Origin of the sequence: Actinomadura fibrosa (assembly GCF_900659615.1) — a bacterium.
In the GTDB taxonomy this organism is placed as follows: Bacteria; Actinomycetota; Actinomycetes; order Streptosporangiales; family Streptosporangiaceae; genus Spirillospora; species Spirillospora fibrosa.
Map to the genome: position 1 here is coordinate 1 of NZ_CAACUY010000014.1, position 12,889 is coordinate 12,889.

At 74.2% G+C, this 12,889-nt stretch carries 14 protein-coding genes; 10 read left to right on the forward strand and 4 right to left on the reverse strand.

Annotation, left to right across the window (positions count from 1 at the left end):
* The 6 genes from E1300_RS07995 to E1300_RS08020 all read left to right on the forward strand — a co-directional run.
* Positions 1–259, forward strand: a 259-nt coding sequence (locus E1300_RS07995; RefSeq protein WP_207399555.1) for an NfeD family protein, incomplete at its 5' end; no start/stop codon positions are given.
* A complete protein-coding gene (locus E1300_RS08000) occupies positions 256–1,386 on the forward strand; it encodes an SPFH domain-containing protein (RefSeq protein WP_131756231.1) in 1,131 nt (376 codons plus the stop codon). The genes E1300_RS07995 and E1300_RS08000, both read left to right, overlap by 4 nt.
* 95 nt (positions 1,387–1,481) lie before the next feature.
* On the forward strand, positions 1,482–2,600 hold the full coding sequence (locus tag E1300_RS08005; protein ID WP_242619005.1) for a CapA family protein: 1,119 nt from the start codon (positions 1,482–1,484) through the stop codon (positions 2,598–2,600).
* 142 nt (positions 2,601–2,742) lie between these two features.
* On the forward strand, positions 2,743–3,837 hold the full coding sequence (locus E1300_RS08010) for a CapA family protein (protein WP_242619006.1): 1,095 nt from the start codon (positions 2,743–2,745) through the stop codon (positions 3,835–3,837).
* A gap of 54 nt (positions 3,838–3,891) precedes the next feature.
* Complete coding sequence (locus E1300_RS08015; protein WP_131756232.1) at positions 3,892–4,113, forward strand: MerR family DNA-binding transcriptional regulator; 222 nt, start codon at positions 3,892–3,894, stop codon at positions 4,111–4,113.
* Between the two features lie 2 nt (positions 4,114–4,115).
* Positions 4,116–4,577 (forward strand): GyrI-like domain-containing protein, encoded by a 462-nt coding sequence (locus E1300_RS08020; protein ID WP_131756233.1) that lies wholly within the window; start codon positions 4,116–4,118, stop codon positions 4,575–4,577.
* On the opposite strand, the gene E1300_RS08025 is transcribed toward E1300_RS08020, so the two are convergent.
* Together E1300_RS08025 and E1300_RS08030 are read right to left on the reverse strand one after the other, a co-directional pair.
* Positions 4,570–5,658, reverse strand: coding sequence for a hypothetical protein (locus E1300_RS08025; RefSeq protein ID WP_131756234.1), 1,089 nt, complete (start codon positions 5,656–5,658; stop codon positions 4,570–4,572). The two genes, E1300_RS08020 and E1300_RS08025, sit on opposite strands and share 8 nt — an antisense overlap.
* Entirely contained in the window at positions 5,655–6,047 is a 393-nt protein-coding gene (locus tag E1300_RS08030; protein ID WP_242619007.1) for a PadR family transcriptional regulator, read from the reverse strand. The genes E1300_RS08025 and E1300_RS08030 overlap by 4 nt, the downstream gene beginning before the upstream one ends.
* A 163-nt stretch (positions 6,048–6,210) precedes the next feature.
* On the opposite strand from E1300_RS08030, the gene E1300_RS08035 reads away from it, so the two are divergent.
* Positions 6,211–7,998, forward strand: a complete 1,788-nt coding sequence (locus tag E1300_RS08035) for an SDR family oxidoreductase (RefSeq protein ID WP_131756235.1) — start codon at positions 6,211–6,213, stop codon at positions 7,996–7,998.
* Here E1300_RS08035 and E1300_RS08040 read toward each other — a convergent pair.
* On the reverse strand, positions 7,989–9,356 hold the full coding sequence (locus E1300_RS08040; RefSeq protein WP_131756236.1) for an MFS transporter: 1,368 nt from the start codon (positions 9,354–9,356) through the stop codon (positions 7,989–7,991). The two genes, E1300_RS08035 and E1300_RS08040, sit on opposite strands and share 10 nt — an antisense overlap.
* Positions 9,357–9,426: 70 nt before the next feature.
* Between E1300_RS08040 and E1300_RS08045 the strand changes: the two genes are divergently transcribed.
* A complete protein-coding gene (locus E1300_RS08045; RefSeq protein WP_242619008.1) occupies positions 9,427–10,425 on the forward strand; it encodes a GlxA family transcriptional regulator in 999 nt (332 codons plus the stop codon).
* A 48-nt stretch (positions 10,426–10,473) separates the two neighbouring features.
* On the opposite strand, the gene E1300_RS08050 is transcribed toward E1300_RS08045, so the two are convergent.
* Positions 10,474–10,944, reverse strand: a complete 471-nt coding sequence (locus E1300_RS08050) for a MarR family winged helix-turn-helix transcriptional regulator (RefSeq protein ID WP_131756237.1) — start codon at positions 10,942–10,944, stop codon at positions 10,474–10,476.
* Positions 10,945–11,039: 95 nt separating this feature from the next.
* Between E1300_RS08050 and E1300_RS08055 the strand changes: the two genes are divergently transcribed.
* Entirely contained in the window at positions 11,040–12,137 is a 1,098-nt protein-coding gene (locus E1300_RS08055) for an amidohydrolase family protein (protein ID WP_165502732.1), read from the forward strand.
* Between the two features lie 36 nt (positions 12,138–12,173).
* The gene (locus E1300_RS08060) at positions 12,174–12,836 is read left to right on the forward strand and encodes a hypothetical protein (protein WP_131756239.1); all 663 of its coding nucleotides are present in this window, start codon (positions 12,174–12,176) and stop codon (positions 12,834–12,836) included.
* Positions 12,837–12,889: the final 53 nt, after the last annotated feature.

Below are 12,889 nucleotides of genomic sequence, written 5' to 3' on the forward strand. Positions count from 1 at the left end.
GGTCGCGCGCCGCCACGTCCGGCAGCCGCCCGCGCTGCGCAGCGGCACGGCGGCGCTCGTCGGGCGCGAGGCGCTCACCCTGACCGAGGTGAGCCGCGCGGGCGGGCGGGCGCGGATCGGCGGCGAGGAGTGGACGGCGCGCCCCTACGATCCCGACCTGGTCATCCCCGCCGGACGGCCCGCGGACGTCCTCGCCATCGAGGGGGCCACGGCCCTGCTGTATCCGCTCCCGGGCGCACCGGACGAGGAGTCGCCATGACCGAGATCGCCATCGCCGTCCTCGCCGTCCTCGTGGCGGGGGTGCTCGTCTCGGCGCTGACCGTGATGCGGGCGGTGTGGATCGTCCCGCAGGCGCGGGCGCGCAACGTCGAGCGCCTCGGCCGCTACCACCGGACGCTGGAGCCGGGGATCAGCTACGTCGTGCCGTTCGTGGACCGGGTCAAGGCCCTGATCGACCTGCGCGAGCAGGTGGTCTCCTTCAAGAAGCAGCCGGTGATCACCGAGGACAACGTGGTCGTCCACATCGACACCGTGCTGTTCTTCCAGGTCACCGATCCGCGCGCCGCCGACTACGAGATCGTCGACTACATCAAGGCGATCGAGCAGCTGACCGCGACGACGCTGCGCAACGTCATCGGCACGCTGGACCTGGAGGCCACGCTGACCTCTCGCGACCGGATCAACACGGCGCTGCGCGGCGTCCTGGACGACGCGTCCGGCAAGTGGGGCATCCGGGTGACCCGCGTGGAGATCAAGGCGATCGAGCCGCCGCCGTCCATCAAGGACGCGATGGAGAAGCAGATGCGCGCCGAGCGGGAGAAGCGCGCCGCGATCCTGACGGCGGAGGGGCAGCGGCAGTCGCGGATCCTCACCGCGGAGGGTGAGAAGCAGTCGACGATTCTGCGCGCGGAGGGCGCCAAGCAGGCGGCGGTGCTGGAGGCGGAGGGACAGGCCAGGGCGATCGAGCAGGTCTTCGGGTCGATCCACGCCGCCGATCCCGACCCGAAGCTGCTCGCGTACCAGTACCTCCAGACGCTGCCGAAGCTCGCCGAGGGGCAGGGCAGCACGTTCTGGGTCATCCCGAGCGAGGTGACGACGGCGCTCCAGGCCGTCTCGAAGGCGTTCGGCGGTTCGCTGGACGAGGCCACGTCCGCCCTCGGACGCGCAACGGCGCAAGCCCCGGAGAAGGAGACGTCCGGGGCGGAGGGTTCCGCGTCCGAGTCGCAGCCACGGCGGGCGTCCGCCGTGGAAGTGCCCGCACCGGCCGAGCAGCCGGAACTGTCCGCCGGGGAGCACCCCGTCATGGCGCCCTACGAGCTGCCGCCCGGCGAGGGGTACGCGTCGGCGCGCGGCACGAGCCGGTCCGAGGGCAAGGCGGCGGGCTGACGCTCACCCTCCGTACCGGACACCCCGTGACAATGCGACCGCTACCGGCCAGGACCCGCTGACGCCCCGTCGCCTCGCGCGGCGCGAACTTCCGCATGATCACCCGAGTCGAAGGGGTGCTGACGGACGCGAGCGGGGAGGCCGCCATGGGCACGGGACGCGGAACGGGACGGGCGCTCGTCCCGCTGGGAGGGGCCGTGCTCGCGGCGGTGCTGGCGGTGGGCGGATGCGGCGCGCTCGGCTCCGCCACGGGCGGCGAGAAGCCCGCGGCCCAGCCGTTCACCGTCGCGTTCGGCGGCGATGTGCACTTCGAGGGCGTGCTGCGGACGCGCCTCGACACGTCCCCCGACACCGCGCTGGGGCCGGTGGCCGCCCAGCTGAAGCGGGCCGACCTCGCGATGGTGAACCTGGAGACCGCGGTCACCGCGGGCGGCACCCCGGCGCCGAAGCAGTTCACGTTCCGCGCGCCGCCGGCGGCGTTCCGGGCCCTGCGGTCCGCCGGCGTGGACGTCGCGACCATGGCGAACAACCACGGGATGGACTACGGCGAGGCCGGGCTCCAGGACTCCCTGGCGGCGAGCGGGCAGGCCGGGTTCCCCGTCGTCGGCATCGGCCGGAACGCCGGCGAGGCGTTCCGCCCGCACCGCTTCACCGTCAAGGGCGCCAAGGTCGCCGTCATCGGGGCCACCCAGGTCCTGGACGACAACCTGGTCCTGGCGTGGACGGCGACGCCCTCCAAGGCCGGGCTAGCCTCCGCGAAGGACGCGCCGCGCCTCGTCCAGGCCGTGAAGGACGCCCGCAAGGACGCGGACGTCGTCATCGTGGACCTGCACTGGGGGCAGGAGCTCAACCAGTGCGCCACCCCCGTCCAGCGGCAGCTTGCCGCGCAGCTCGCCGACGCTGGCGCGGACGCGATCGTCGGCAGCCACGCGCACGTCCTCCTCGCGGGCGGCTACCTGAAGGGCAAGTACGTCCACTACGGCCTCGGCAACTTCGTGTTCTACAACTCCTCCGGGCGGACGGCGCAGAGCGGCGTCCTCACGCTGACCTTCGACCCGCGGGCGAAGGGCAGCCGCGTGACCCGCGCCGACTGGGCCCCGGCCGAGATCGCGGACGGGATCCCGCAGCCGCTCACGGGCGCGGCGGCCCAGCAGGCCCGCACCGGGTGGGAGGCCCTGCGCCGCTGCGCCGACGTGAAGCCGTCCGCCGCCTGACCGTGGTTTCACGTGAATCCTTCGACGGCCCCACGGCCCGCCCTGCGGATCGTCTCGCGGGGTGCAGGTCGCGGCCGCGCAAGCCATGGCGAGGCATGGCTTCGGCCATGGCATGCTTGGCCGAGCCGAAAAGGGAGGTCGGATGCGCGGTAACACGGTCGCGATGGCCGCGGTCGCCGGGGTGGCGGCGCTGGTCGCGGCGGCGTGCGGCGGTTCGGGCGACCCCGAGGCGAAGGGCGCGACCTCGCCGGCCGCGACGTCCGCCCCCGCCCGGGGCGGAGGCGGGACGGAGCCGTCCACCGCCGCGAAGCAGCCGATCATCATCGCCTTCGGCGGCGACACCCACTTCGAGGGCTCGCTGCGGTCGCGGCTCGCCAACCCGAGGACCGCGCTCGGCCCGGTCGCGAAGACGCTGCGCGGCGCCGACCTCGCCATGGTCAACCTGGAGACGGCGATCACCACGGGCGGGACGCCCGCGCCCGGCAAGGAGTTCACCTTCCGCGCCCCGCCGTCCGCGCTGACGGCGCTGAAGGGCGCGGGCGTGGACGTGGCGTCCATGGCGAACAACCACGGCATGGACTACATGGAGGGCGGGCTCCGCGACTCCCTCGCGGCGATCAGGAAGAGCGGCTTCCCCATCGTCGGCATCGGCAAGAACGCCGACGCCGCGTACCGCCCGTACCGCACCACGGTGAAGGGCAACCGCATCGCGATCGTCGGCGCCACCCAGGTCCTGGACGACAACCTGATCGAGGCGTGGACGGCGACCGGCTCCAAGGGCGGCCTCGCGTCCGCGAAGGACGTGCCCCGGATGGTGCAGGCGGTGAAGGAGGCCCGGCAGGGCTCGGACATCGTCATCGTGCACCTGCACTGGGGGCAGGAGCTGAAGGCGTGTCCGCTGCCGCGGCAGCAGGAGCTCGCCAGGCAGCTCGTCGCGGCGGGCGCGGACATCGTCGTCGGCGGGCACGCGCACGTCCCGCTGGGCGGCGGCTACATGAACGGCAAGTACGTCCACTACGGCATGGGCAACTTCGTGTTCTCGTCCGCCAACGGGCAGACGGCGAACTCGGGCGTGCTGCTGCTGCGCGTCCAGAACGGCAAGGTCACCGCGGACAAGTGGAAGCCCGCCCGCATCTCCGGCGGCCTCCCGATCCCGCTGACCGGCGCGGCCGCGGCGTCCGAGGCGAAGCGCTGGAACGGCCTCCGCGCCTGCACCGGCCTCAAGGCCCGCCCCTAGGCCGGGCCACCCCGCGCTGGACTCTCCCATAAGGGGAGAGGGCAGGCTGGGCCCGTGAGCGACGATCTCCTGCCCATCGGGCGCTTCGCCCGGCTGTGCCGCCTGAGCGTGAAGCAGCTGCGGCACTACGACGACCTGGGCCTGCTGGTCCCCGCCCGGGTCGATCCGGCGTCCGGCTACCGGTACTACCGGCCCGCGCAGGCGCGGGACGCCCTGTCGATCGGGCTGCTCCGGTCGCTGGACGTGCCGCTGCCGATGGTGGGGCCTACAGCGTGAGCGTGGGCGCGCTCTTCGCGGTGCTGGGCGCGCTCGGCGCGCCGATGGTCCCGCTGGAGGGGCGCTGGTGGATCGAGGACGAGCGGTCGCCGTTCGAGGTCCCGCGCGAGGAGTGGTGGTGGCACCTCTTCGTCCGCCTCCCCGACGAGACGGAGCCGGGCGCGGTCGACCGTGCCCGGGAGGAGGTGCGGCCGGGGGTGCCCGCCGCCGCGCGCGTGCAGGAGGTGATGTTCACGGAAGGGCGCTGCGTGCAGGTGATGCACCACGGCGCCTTCGCGGACGAACCGGCCACCCTCGCCCGCATGGACGCGCTGATGCGCGCCGAAGGCCTGACCGTGAACGGCCTCCACCACGAGATCTACCTGACGTCCCCGGACGAGACGGACCCGGCGAAGATCCGCGCGATCCTCCGCCAGCCCGTCCGCCCGGGGCGACCGGTCAGTGGGGGATCCCCGTTCAGCTGAGGGTCTGCTCGCTGTGCGTCCGGCTCCGGGAAGGCATCTCGACAAGACGGACGCACAGCATGGCCAGGGCGAATCCGACCAGGCCGTAGGTGATCGAGTAGGACGGGACGACACCGCCGTCGTCATTGACCAGGCCGTTCAGTTCCATGGGCAACGTCTCGCCCGGTGAGCCCGCCGCCTGGACGGCGAGCAGGCCGATCGCCGGGACGGCGGCGATCGCCAGCAGGGCGCAGGCGCGGCGGGTCTCGCGGGTCCGCGCCAGAACCGCGACGGCGAGGACGGCGGCCACCAGCACTCCGGCCAGTTGCAGCCGGCCCCAGCCGGCGACGTCGTGCAGGAAGCGATCCGCGGGCACGTCCGTGGAAGTGAGCGGGTACCTGAAGAGCAGGGTGAAGGCCTGGCGGCAGGAGATCGCGGCGAGGACGGCCGCCGTCGCCGCAGCGCAGGCGACGGGGGCCCGACCCAGGACGCGGGCGCCGTGGCGCGGCCCGGGGGAGGCGACGAGGGACGCGGTGGCCAGGAGCGCGAGCGGAAGCGCCGTGCCCGCCGTGGAGGCCGCCAGCGAGCCGAACACGCGGTCGTCGAAGACCTCGCCGTAGCCGGCGAGGACGATCTGGGCGCCGGTGACCGCGCAGGCGGCGCGGGCGGCGGCGCGCCGCCTGCCGCGCCAGGCCAGGACGGCGATGGCGGCCCAGGCCAGCCAGTACGGTCCGCTGCCGAAGTGGGCGGCCAGCACGTGCGGCGTCGACCAGGCGCGGGGCGCGTGCGCGGCGAGCGATGCCATGGCCGGGATGTCGGCGGCGAACCGGACGCCGTCGGCCAGCAGCTGGAGCATCGCCAGGAACCCGGCGACGGCGAGGCCCGCGGGCCAGGCGGACGGGCCGTCGCCGCTGGCGGCGTTCCGCAGCCGGATCCGGATCGCGCCGGTCAGCAGGTCGGCGGTGTCGGCCGGGGACGGGCGCGTCTGCCCGGGCCGTGCGGCCGACAGCAGGACGTCCAGCATCTCGCGCTCGTGGACGGCGCGGTGGGCGGCCGGGTACCAGGCCAGCAACCGGCGGTAGCGGTCTTCGAGCGTGCTCACAAAAGTCCCCCTGGGAAGTGAGGCCCGGTGAAGGCCGGGGCGAAGAGGGCGGAGGCGGCGCCGCCCAGGCGCGGGCGGGCGGCCAGCCGGCGGGCCGCGGTCTCGGTGCGGCGGCGCAGCGCGTCCACCTCGGCGGCGAGCGCGGCGGCGCCGTCGTCGGTGAGGCGGTAGTAGCGGCGCAGCCGGCCGTCGACGACCTCCTCGCGGTCGGCGGCGATCAGCCCCTCGGCCCGCAGCCGGTCGAGCGCCGCGTACAGGGTGCCGGCGCGCATGCGGATCCGCCCGGCCGAGATGCCCTCGATGTCGGTGATGATCCCGTAGCCGTGCTGGGCGCCGTCGGCCAGCGCGGTCAGGATCAGGAACGTCGGTTCCTGCATCGCCCTACTCATGCGATCTTTATATATCGATCATCTGACCATGGCAAGCGCGGCACTCGATCCCGGACCGAACGGGACCGGACCCCGCTGAGCCGTTCTGCGGGCGGCTGGACAGCGGGTCTCAGCGGCGTAGGTTCTCGTTCAAGGAGCACCTACGAACGGCGGGGTGAGCGCGATGCGGGACTTCCGTGTGACGTCGGGTGAGATCGAGCTGGCCGTCCGGGAGCGCGGCGAGGGGAACCGGCCCACGGTGGTCCTGATCCACGGCTATCCCGACACGGGCGCCGTGTGGGACGAGGTGGCCGAGCTCCTCGCCGCCCGGTTCCACGTCGTCGCCTACGACGTCCGCGGCGCGGGCGCGTCCACGAGCCCGGACGACCCGCTCGACTACCGGCTGGAGGCGCTCGTCGACGACCTCGAAGCCGTCCTGGACGAGGCCGCCGGCGGCGAGCCCGTGCACCTGGTCGGGCACGACTGGGGGTCGCTCCAGGGCTGGGAGGCCGTGATCGGCGACCGGCTGCGCGGCCGGATCGCGTCGTTCACCTCGATCTCGGGGCCCGACCGGCGGCACATGGCCCGCTGGGTCCGCGAGTCGCTCCGGTCCGGGCCGCGCGGCGTCGCGGAGGTCCTCGGCCAGGCACGCCGCAGCGTCTACATGCCGGTGTTCATGGCGCCGCGCGCGGGCGAGCTCGCGGCCCTGCTGCTGCCCGCCGGGTTCGCGCGCGGGATGCGGTGGCGGGAGGGCGCCGAGCCGCGCCCCGGCCACCCGGCGGGGACGCTCGCCCGCGACGCCCGCAACGGGCTCGGCCTGTACCGGGCCAACATGCGGCGCGCCGGGCTCCCGTCCGGCGAAGGGCGAACGGACGTGCCCGTCCAGCTCATCGTCCCGACCAGGGACCGGTACGGCTCGCAGCCGCTGCTGCTGTCCGCGCGGGGCCCGGTGTCCCGGCTGTACGTGCGGCGCGTCCCCGCCGGGCACTGGGTGGCGCGCAGCCACCCGGACCTCGTCGCCCGCTGGATCGCCGAGTTCGTCGAGCACATCGACGGCGGGCCGGAGACGGCCGGGCTCGCGCGCGCCCGCGCCGCCGGGCAGCCGGGCAAGGAGTTCGGCGGCGACCTCGTCGTCGTGACCGGCGGGGGCAGCGGCATCGGCCGCGCCACCGCCGCCGCGTTCGCCGCGGCCGGTGCCCGCGTCGTCGTCGCGGACGTCGACGAGGGCGCCGCCAAGCGCACCGTGGACGAGATCGGCGTGGCCGGCGGCGAGGCCCACCTCTACCGGGTGGACGTGTCCGACGCGGAGGGGATGGAGCGGTTCGCGCACTACGTCCGCGACACGTTCGGCATCCCCGACATCGTGGTGAACAACGCGGGCATCGCCATGGCGGGCTCCCTGCTGGAGACCGGCGAGGAGGACTGGGCGCGCATCCGCTCGGTCAACCTGGACGGCGTCTACCGCGGCTGCCGCCTGTTCGGCCGGCAGATGGCGGAGCGCGGCGAGGGCGGCCACCTGGTCAACGTGGCGTCGATGGCCGCGTTCGCCCCGACCGCCGACATGGCCGCCTACACCGCCACCAAGGCCGCCGTGCTGAGCCTGAGCGAGTGCCTGCGGCTCGACATGGACCGCCACGGCGTCGGCGTGACCGCGGTCTGCCCCGGCATCATCAACACCCCGATCGCCGGGAACACCCGCTTCGTCGGCATGGACGCCGGGACGGGCGAGGAGTTGCAGGCCCGGTCCGCCCGGCTGGTCGAGCGGCGGAACTACCCGCCGGAACGGGTCGCGCGGGCGATCCTGCGGGCCGTCCGGCGGGACGCGGCGGTCGTGCCCGTCGCCCCGGAGGCCCGTGCCGCCCGCGCCCTCGCCCGCGTCTCCCCGTCCGCGAACCGGGCCCTGGCCCGCCTCGGCCGCCGCGCCGGCGACCGCGTGCGCGACCGGATGGCGGAGCAGCGCGGTCAGCGGTAGCGGACGGAGGCCAGCGCCGACAGCAGGGCCGCGCCGACCATGCACGCCCAGCCCTCCCGGAAGTCGGCGAGGGCCGGCGCGGCCGTGCCGCCGAGCAGCGCCGTCAGCGCGGCGACGCCCAGCGCGGAGCTGATCTGCCGCGCCATCATCAGCACCGCCGACCCGAGCGACAGCCGGTCGGCGGGCAGCGTCGCGGCCGAGCCGAACAGCGGCGGCTGGAGCAGCGCCGTGCTGGCGCCCGCCAGGATGCCGCCGGGCGCGAACATCAGCCAGTAGGACGGCTCGGACGACGCGGCGACCGCCCACCAGCCGCACCCCACGGCCAGCGTGAGGCCGCCCAGGACGGCCGAGGCCCGCCCTCCGATCCGCGCGACGACCCGTCCGGACAGCGGCGAGAGCAGCACGCACGCGAGCGGGATCGGCGCGATGCCGAGCCCGGCCCGCACCACCGAGTAGTGCCACACCTCCGTGAAGTACAGGGTCGCCGCCAGCAGCGACGCCGCGAATACCAGGTAGTAGAGGAAGACCCCGGACACCGCCACCGCGAACCGCCGGTGCCGGAACAGGTCGAAGCCGATCACCGGGTTCGGATGCCGCCGCATGTGCCGCACGCCGAGGACCGCGAGCACGGCGAACGCGCCGGCCGCGTACGGGGTGAACGGCCAGCCCGTCCCCTGGACGATCGCGGTGGTCAGCGCGGTCGCGGCGCCGAGCACGAGCGCCGACCCCGGCAGGTCGAGCCGCTGCCGCGCGCGCTTCGGCGTGTCCGGAAGCAGCCGCCGTCCCGCCACGATCGCGAGGACGGTCACGGGCACGTTGATCAGGAAGATCCACCGCCAGCCCGCGATCAGCAGCAGGCCGCCGAGCACCGGCCCGCAGCTCGCGCCGAGCGCCGCCACCGCCGTCCAGACGCCCATCGCCGTCGGATGCTCCCGGCTCGGGAAGGCGGGCAGCGCCAGCCCGAGCGACGTCGGGACCAGCACCGCGGCGGCCGCCGCCTGCACCACCCGCGCCGCGATCAGCACGCCCAGCGTCGGCGCCGCCGCGCACGCCGCCGACGCCAGCCCGAACAGCGCCATCCCGGCCAGGAAGCTCTTCTTGCGGCTCGTGTCGTCCGCGAGCCGCCCCGCCGGGACGAGCAGCGCCGCCAGCACGATCGTGTACGCGTTCAGCACCCACGACACCCGCGGCAGCGCCGGGTCCCCGAACGACGAGGACATCGCGGGGAACGCGACGCTCACCGCGAACAGGTCGAGCATCGCGAGGAACTGGGCGGCCGAGGCGACCGCGAGCACGAGCCACCGCCCCCGGCCCGCCGGGACGCGGACGGCGGTCCGCTCCAACGTCGGTGAAGTCATGCGTCCATGCTCCGAGCGCGCCGCCGCGCCCACGAGTGGCAGGAATGACAATGTGCGCTAGATTTCTGCCATGTCGATTCCGGACATGTCCCTCCGTTCGCTCGCCGTGCTCGTCGTCGAGAGCGCCCCGGTCTTCGAGGTCGCCATCCCCTGCCAGGTCTTCGGCACGCCGCCGCCCTCCCACACCGGGCCCTGGTACGACGTGCGGCTCTGCGCCGACGGCTCGCCGTCGCTGCGCGGCTCGTCCGACCGGGAGGACCTCGCCGGGCTGTTCCGGATCACCGCGCCGCACGGCCTGGACGCGCTCGCGTCGGCCGGCACCGTGATCGTCCCCGGCGCCGGCGACGTCGAGGGCGATCCCGCGCCCGCGGTGATCGACGCCCTCCGCGCCGCGCACGCCCGCGGCGCCCGCATCGTCTCGCTCTGCTCCGGCGCGTTCGTCCTCGCCGCGGCGGGCCTCCTCGACGGCCGCCGCGCCGCCCTCCACTGGAGGCACGCCGCCCTCCTCGCGGAGCGCTTCCCGGCCGTCGAGGTGGACCCGGCCGTCCTCTACATCGACGACGGCGACCTGCTCACCAGCGCGGGCCAGACCGCGGGCATCGACCTGTGCCTCCACCTCATCCGCCAGGACCTCGGCGTCGAGGCCGCCAACGCCGTCGCCCGGCACATGGTCGTCCCGCCCCACCGCACGGGCGGCCAGGCCCAGTTCGTCGAGACGCCCCTGCCGCCCCGCCGCGACGACGGCCTCGGCCCCGTCCTGCAATGGGCGCTGACCCAGCTGCACCGCCCGCTGACGACCGCGGAGCTCGCCGCCCGCGCGGGCCTCACCGGCCGCACGCTGATCCGCCGCTTCCACGCCGAGACGGGCACGACGCCCCTCCGCTGGCTCCTGGCCCAGCGCGTCATCCGCGCCCGCGGCCTCCTCGAATCGACCGACCTGCCGATCGACCTGGTCGCGGAGAGATGCGGCCTGGGCACCGCGCCCAACCTGCGCGCCCATTTCGCCCGGGAAGTGGGCGTGAGCCCCAGCGAGTACCGCCGCACCCACCGCCTGACACCAGCCCACTAGCGCGCATGTCTACTCGCCCAGCGCGCGCGGCGATCCGCTAGCGCCCTCTTATTCGCTGGCGTGCTCGGCGACCTGTCGAAGCAACTCGACCAATTGCTCACGTTGCTCCGGGGTGAGCCAGCCGAAGAGGCGCTCGCCCACGTCCCCGGTCACCTCGCGCCCGCGGCCGAGGACCCGCAGGCCCTCCTCCGTGAGGACGACCGAGTAGGCCCGCCGATCCTCCGGCGCCCGCTCGCGCCGGACGAGCCCGCCGTCCTCCAACCCGTCGACGATCCGCACCATCGTGGACTTGTCGATGCCCGTCAGATCGGTGAGCCTCCGCTGGCTGACCGGCCCGTACGTCTCCAGGGCGGCGAGCATCGCGAACTCCCGGACCTCGATCCCGAGCGGCCGCAGCCCCGCGTTCATGGCCGCCCTGCTCCCCTGGTGCGCGGTGGCCAGCAGCAGGCCGAGCCCCAGATGGCGTCCGGCGGCGTCGCCGTCCCCGGCCAGGATCCGTTCGAGCAGGTCGTCCAGCATGGCCCCATGGTAGGCCCGGCTGATATAGTCTCATATGAGACGTTCTCATCTAGAACATTGTGGGCGGCACCGCGATGACCGATGGGAGACGCACCATGCCCGAACTGACCCGCCGCACCGCCCTCCGGGCGTCCGGCCTGATGGCGGCCGCCGCCGCACTGCCCGCCACGGCGGCGGCCCCGGCCGAGGCCCGGACCCGCACCGGCCGCATCGACACCCACCACCACGCCGTCCCGCCCAAGATGCGCGAATGGGCGATCGAGCAGGGCATCCTCCCGCCCACGGGCGGACCGTCCTGGGCGCAGTGGACCTTGCCCAGCACCCTCGCCACCATGGACGCCAACGGCATCGCCGCCGGAGTGGCGTCAGCCCCCGTCCCCGCCGAGATCTTCCTGAACCGCGCCGTCGCCGAGTCGGGCGTACGGATCTGCAACGAGTCCCTCGCCGAACTGACCCGCGACCACCCGACCCGGTTCGGCTTCTTCGCGAACGTGGCGATGCTCCACCCCGACCTGGCCCTCCGCCAGATCGCGTACGCCCTCGACGAGCTCGGCGCGGACGGCGTGCTCCTCAACACCTCCGCCGACGGCCACTACCTCGGCGACCGCATGTTCGAGCCCCTCTTCGCCGAGCTGGACCGCCGCCGCGCCGTCGTGTTCACCCACCCGTTCGGCCCCAAGGGCAACATCGAGGTCCCCGGAGTGGGCGACTCGCTCGCCGACTTCCTCCTCGACACCACCCGCACCGCGCTCAGCCTCATCGCCGCCGGCACTCTGGACCGCCACCCCAACGTGTCGATCATCCTGTCCCACGCCGGCGGCTTCCTGCCCTACATGGCCGGACGCGCCGAACGCTGGGGCCGCGAGGACGACGGACCCGACCCACGCGCGATCCGACGCGCCCTCCGGCGCTTCTACTACGACACGGCCCTGCCCATGTCCCCGTACGCCACCCCGTCCCTCCTCGCCGCCGCCGGTCCCGACCGCGTCCTGTTCGGCACCGACTGGCCCGCGAACTCGTCCCGCGAGGTGTCCCTCAACACCCGCGCCTTCGACAAGGACCCGGCCCTCGACTCCCGCACCCACCGAGCCATATCCCGAGGAAACGCCCTGCGCCTCCTCCCCAACCTCCCAAAGCGCCTCCGCTGGCCAATTCGCCCGATGTCTCAGGTGGGCCGCAGTCGATCTCGGTAAGGTCTCCGGCCGGACATCGACGAAAGGTGGCTCATCATGCAGAGGCCGGGAACGCCGGACGAACTGCTCGATCCAGCGGAGTTATGGGCACGCGGCGGCACGGTGGCGGCGATCGAGGCCGCCGCGCTGGTGTCGCGCGACTTCTCCGGGTGCTACTCCGTCCACGCCGACGGCGTCACATGGGACGACAGCGGCGGCAACGAATGGACGCTCTCGCTGCTCGACGGCGGCCGGGCCGTCCTGTACGGCTGCGATCACGAGGGGAGCTGGACGCGGTTCCGGGAGCCGGAGCTGGATCTGCTGGAAGGCGCGCCCGACTGGCTCCCGCTGGATCGGCTCACCCCCATGCAGCGCGGCGCCGAGCTCGGGTTCGTCTACTGGTACGACGGCGTATGGCATCGCGTCGACTATCCGGCCGACGTCAAGGACGACGGCCTCGGCTCCACGGTGGGAGAGATCGTGGACATGGAGGAACTCGCGGACTACGTCGCGTACTACCTCGTGGGAGATGAGTGGGGCGGCGGAGGAAGAGAGGAGGTGGGGGAGGTGCTTGAGGGCATGATCCGCCAGGCGCGGGACCGCGCTCTGTCCGCCCAGAGCTTCGCGTGGCTGAGCGACGGCATGGAGCCGGACGTCGCCGCCGCGCTTGACGTCGCCGCCGCCGCGAGGCTCACCGGTGGGGCGGGGAGCGCGGGCTGACGCGCGGTCCGCGAGCGCCGGTCGCGGACGCAGGCACGAATTCAAGGCGTCTG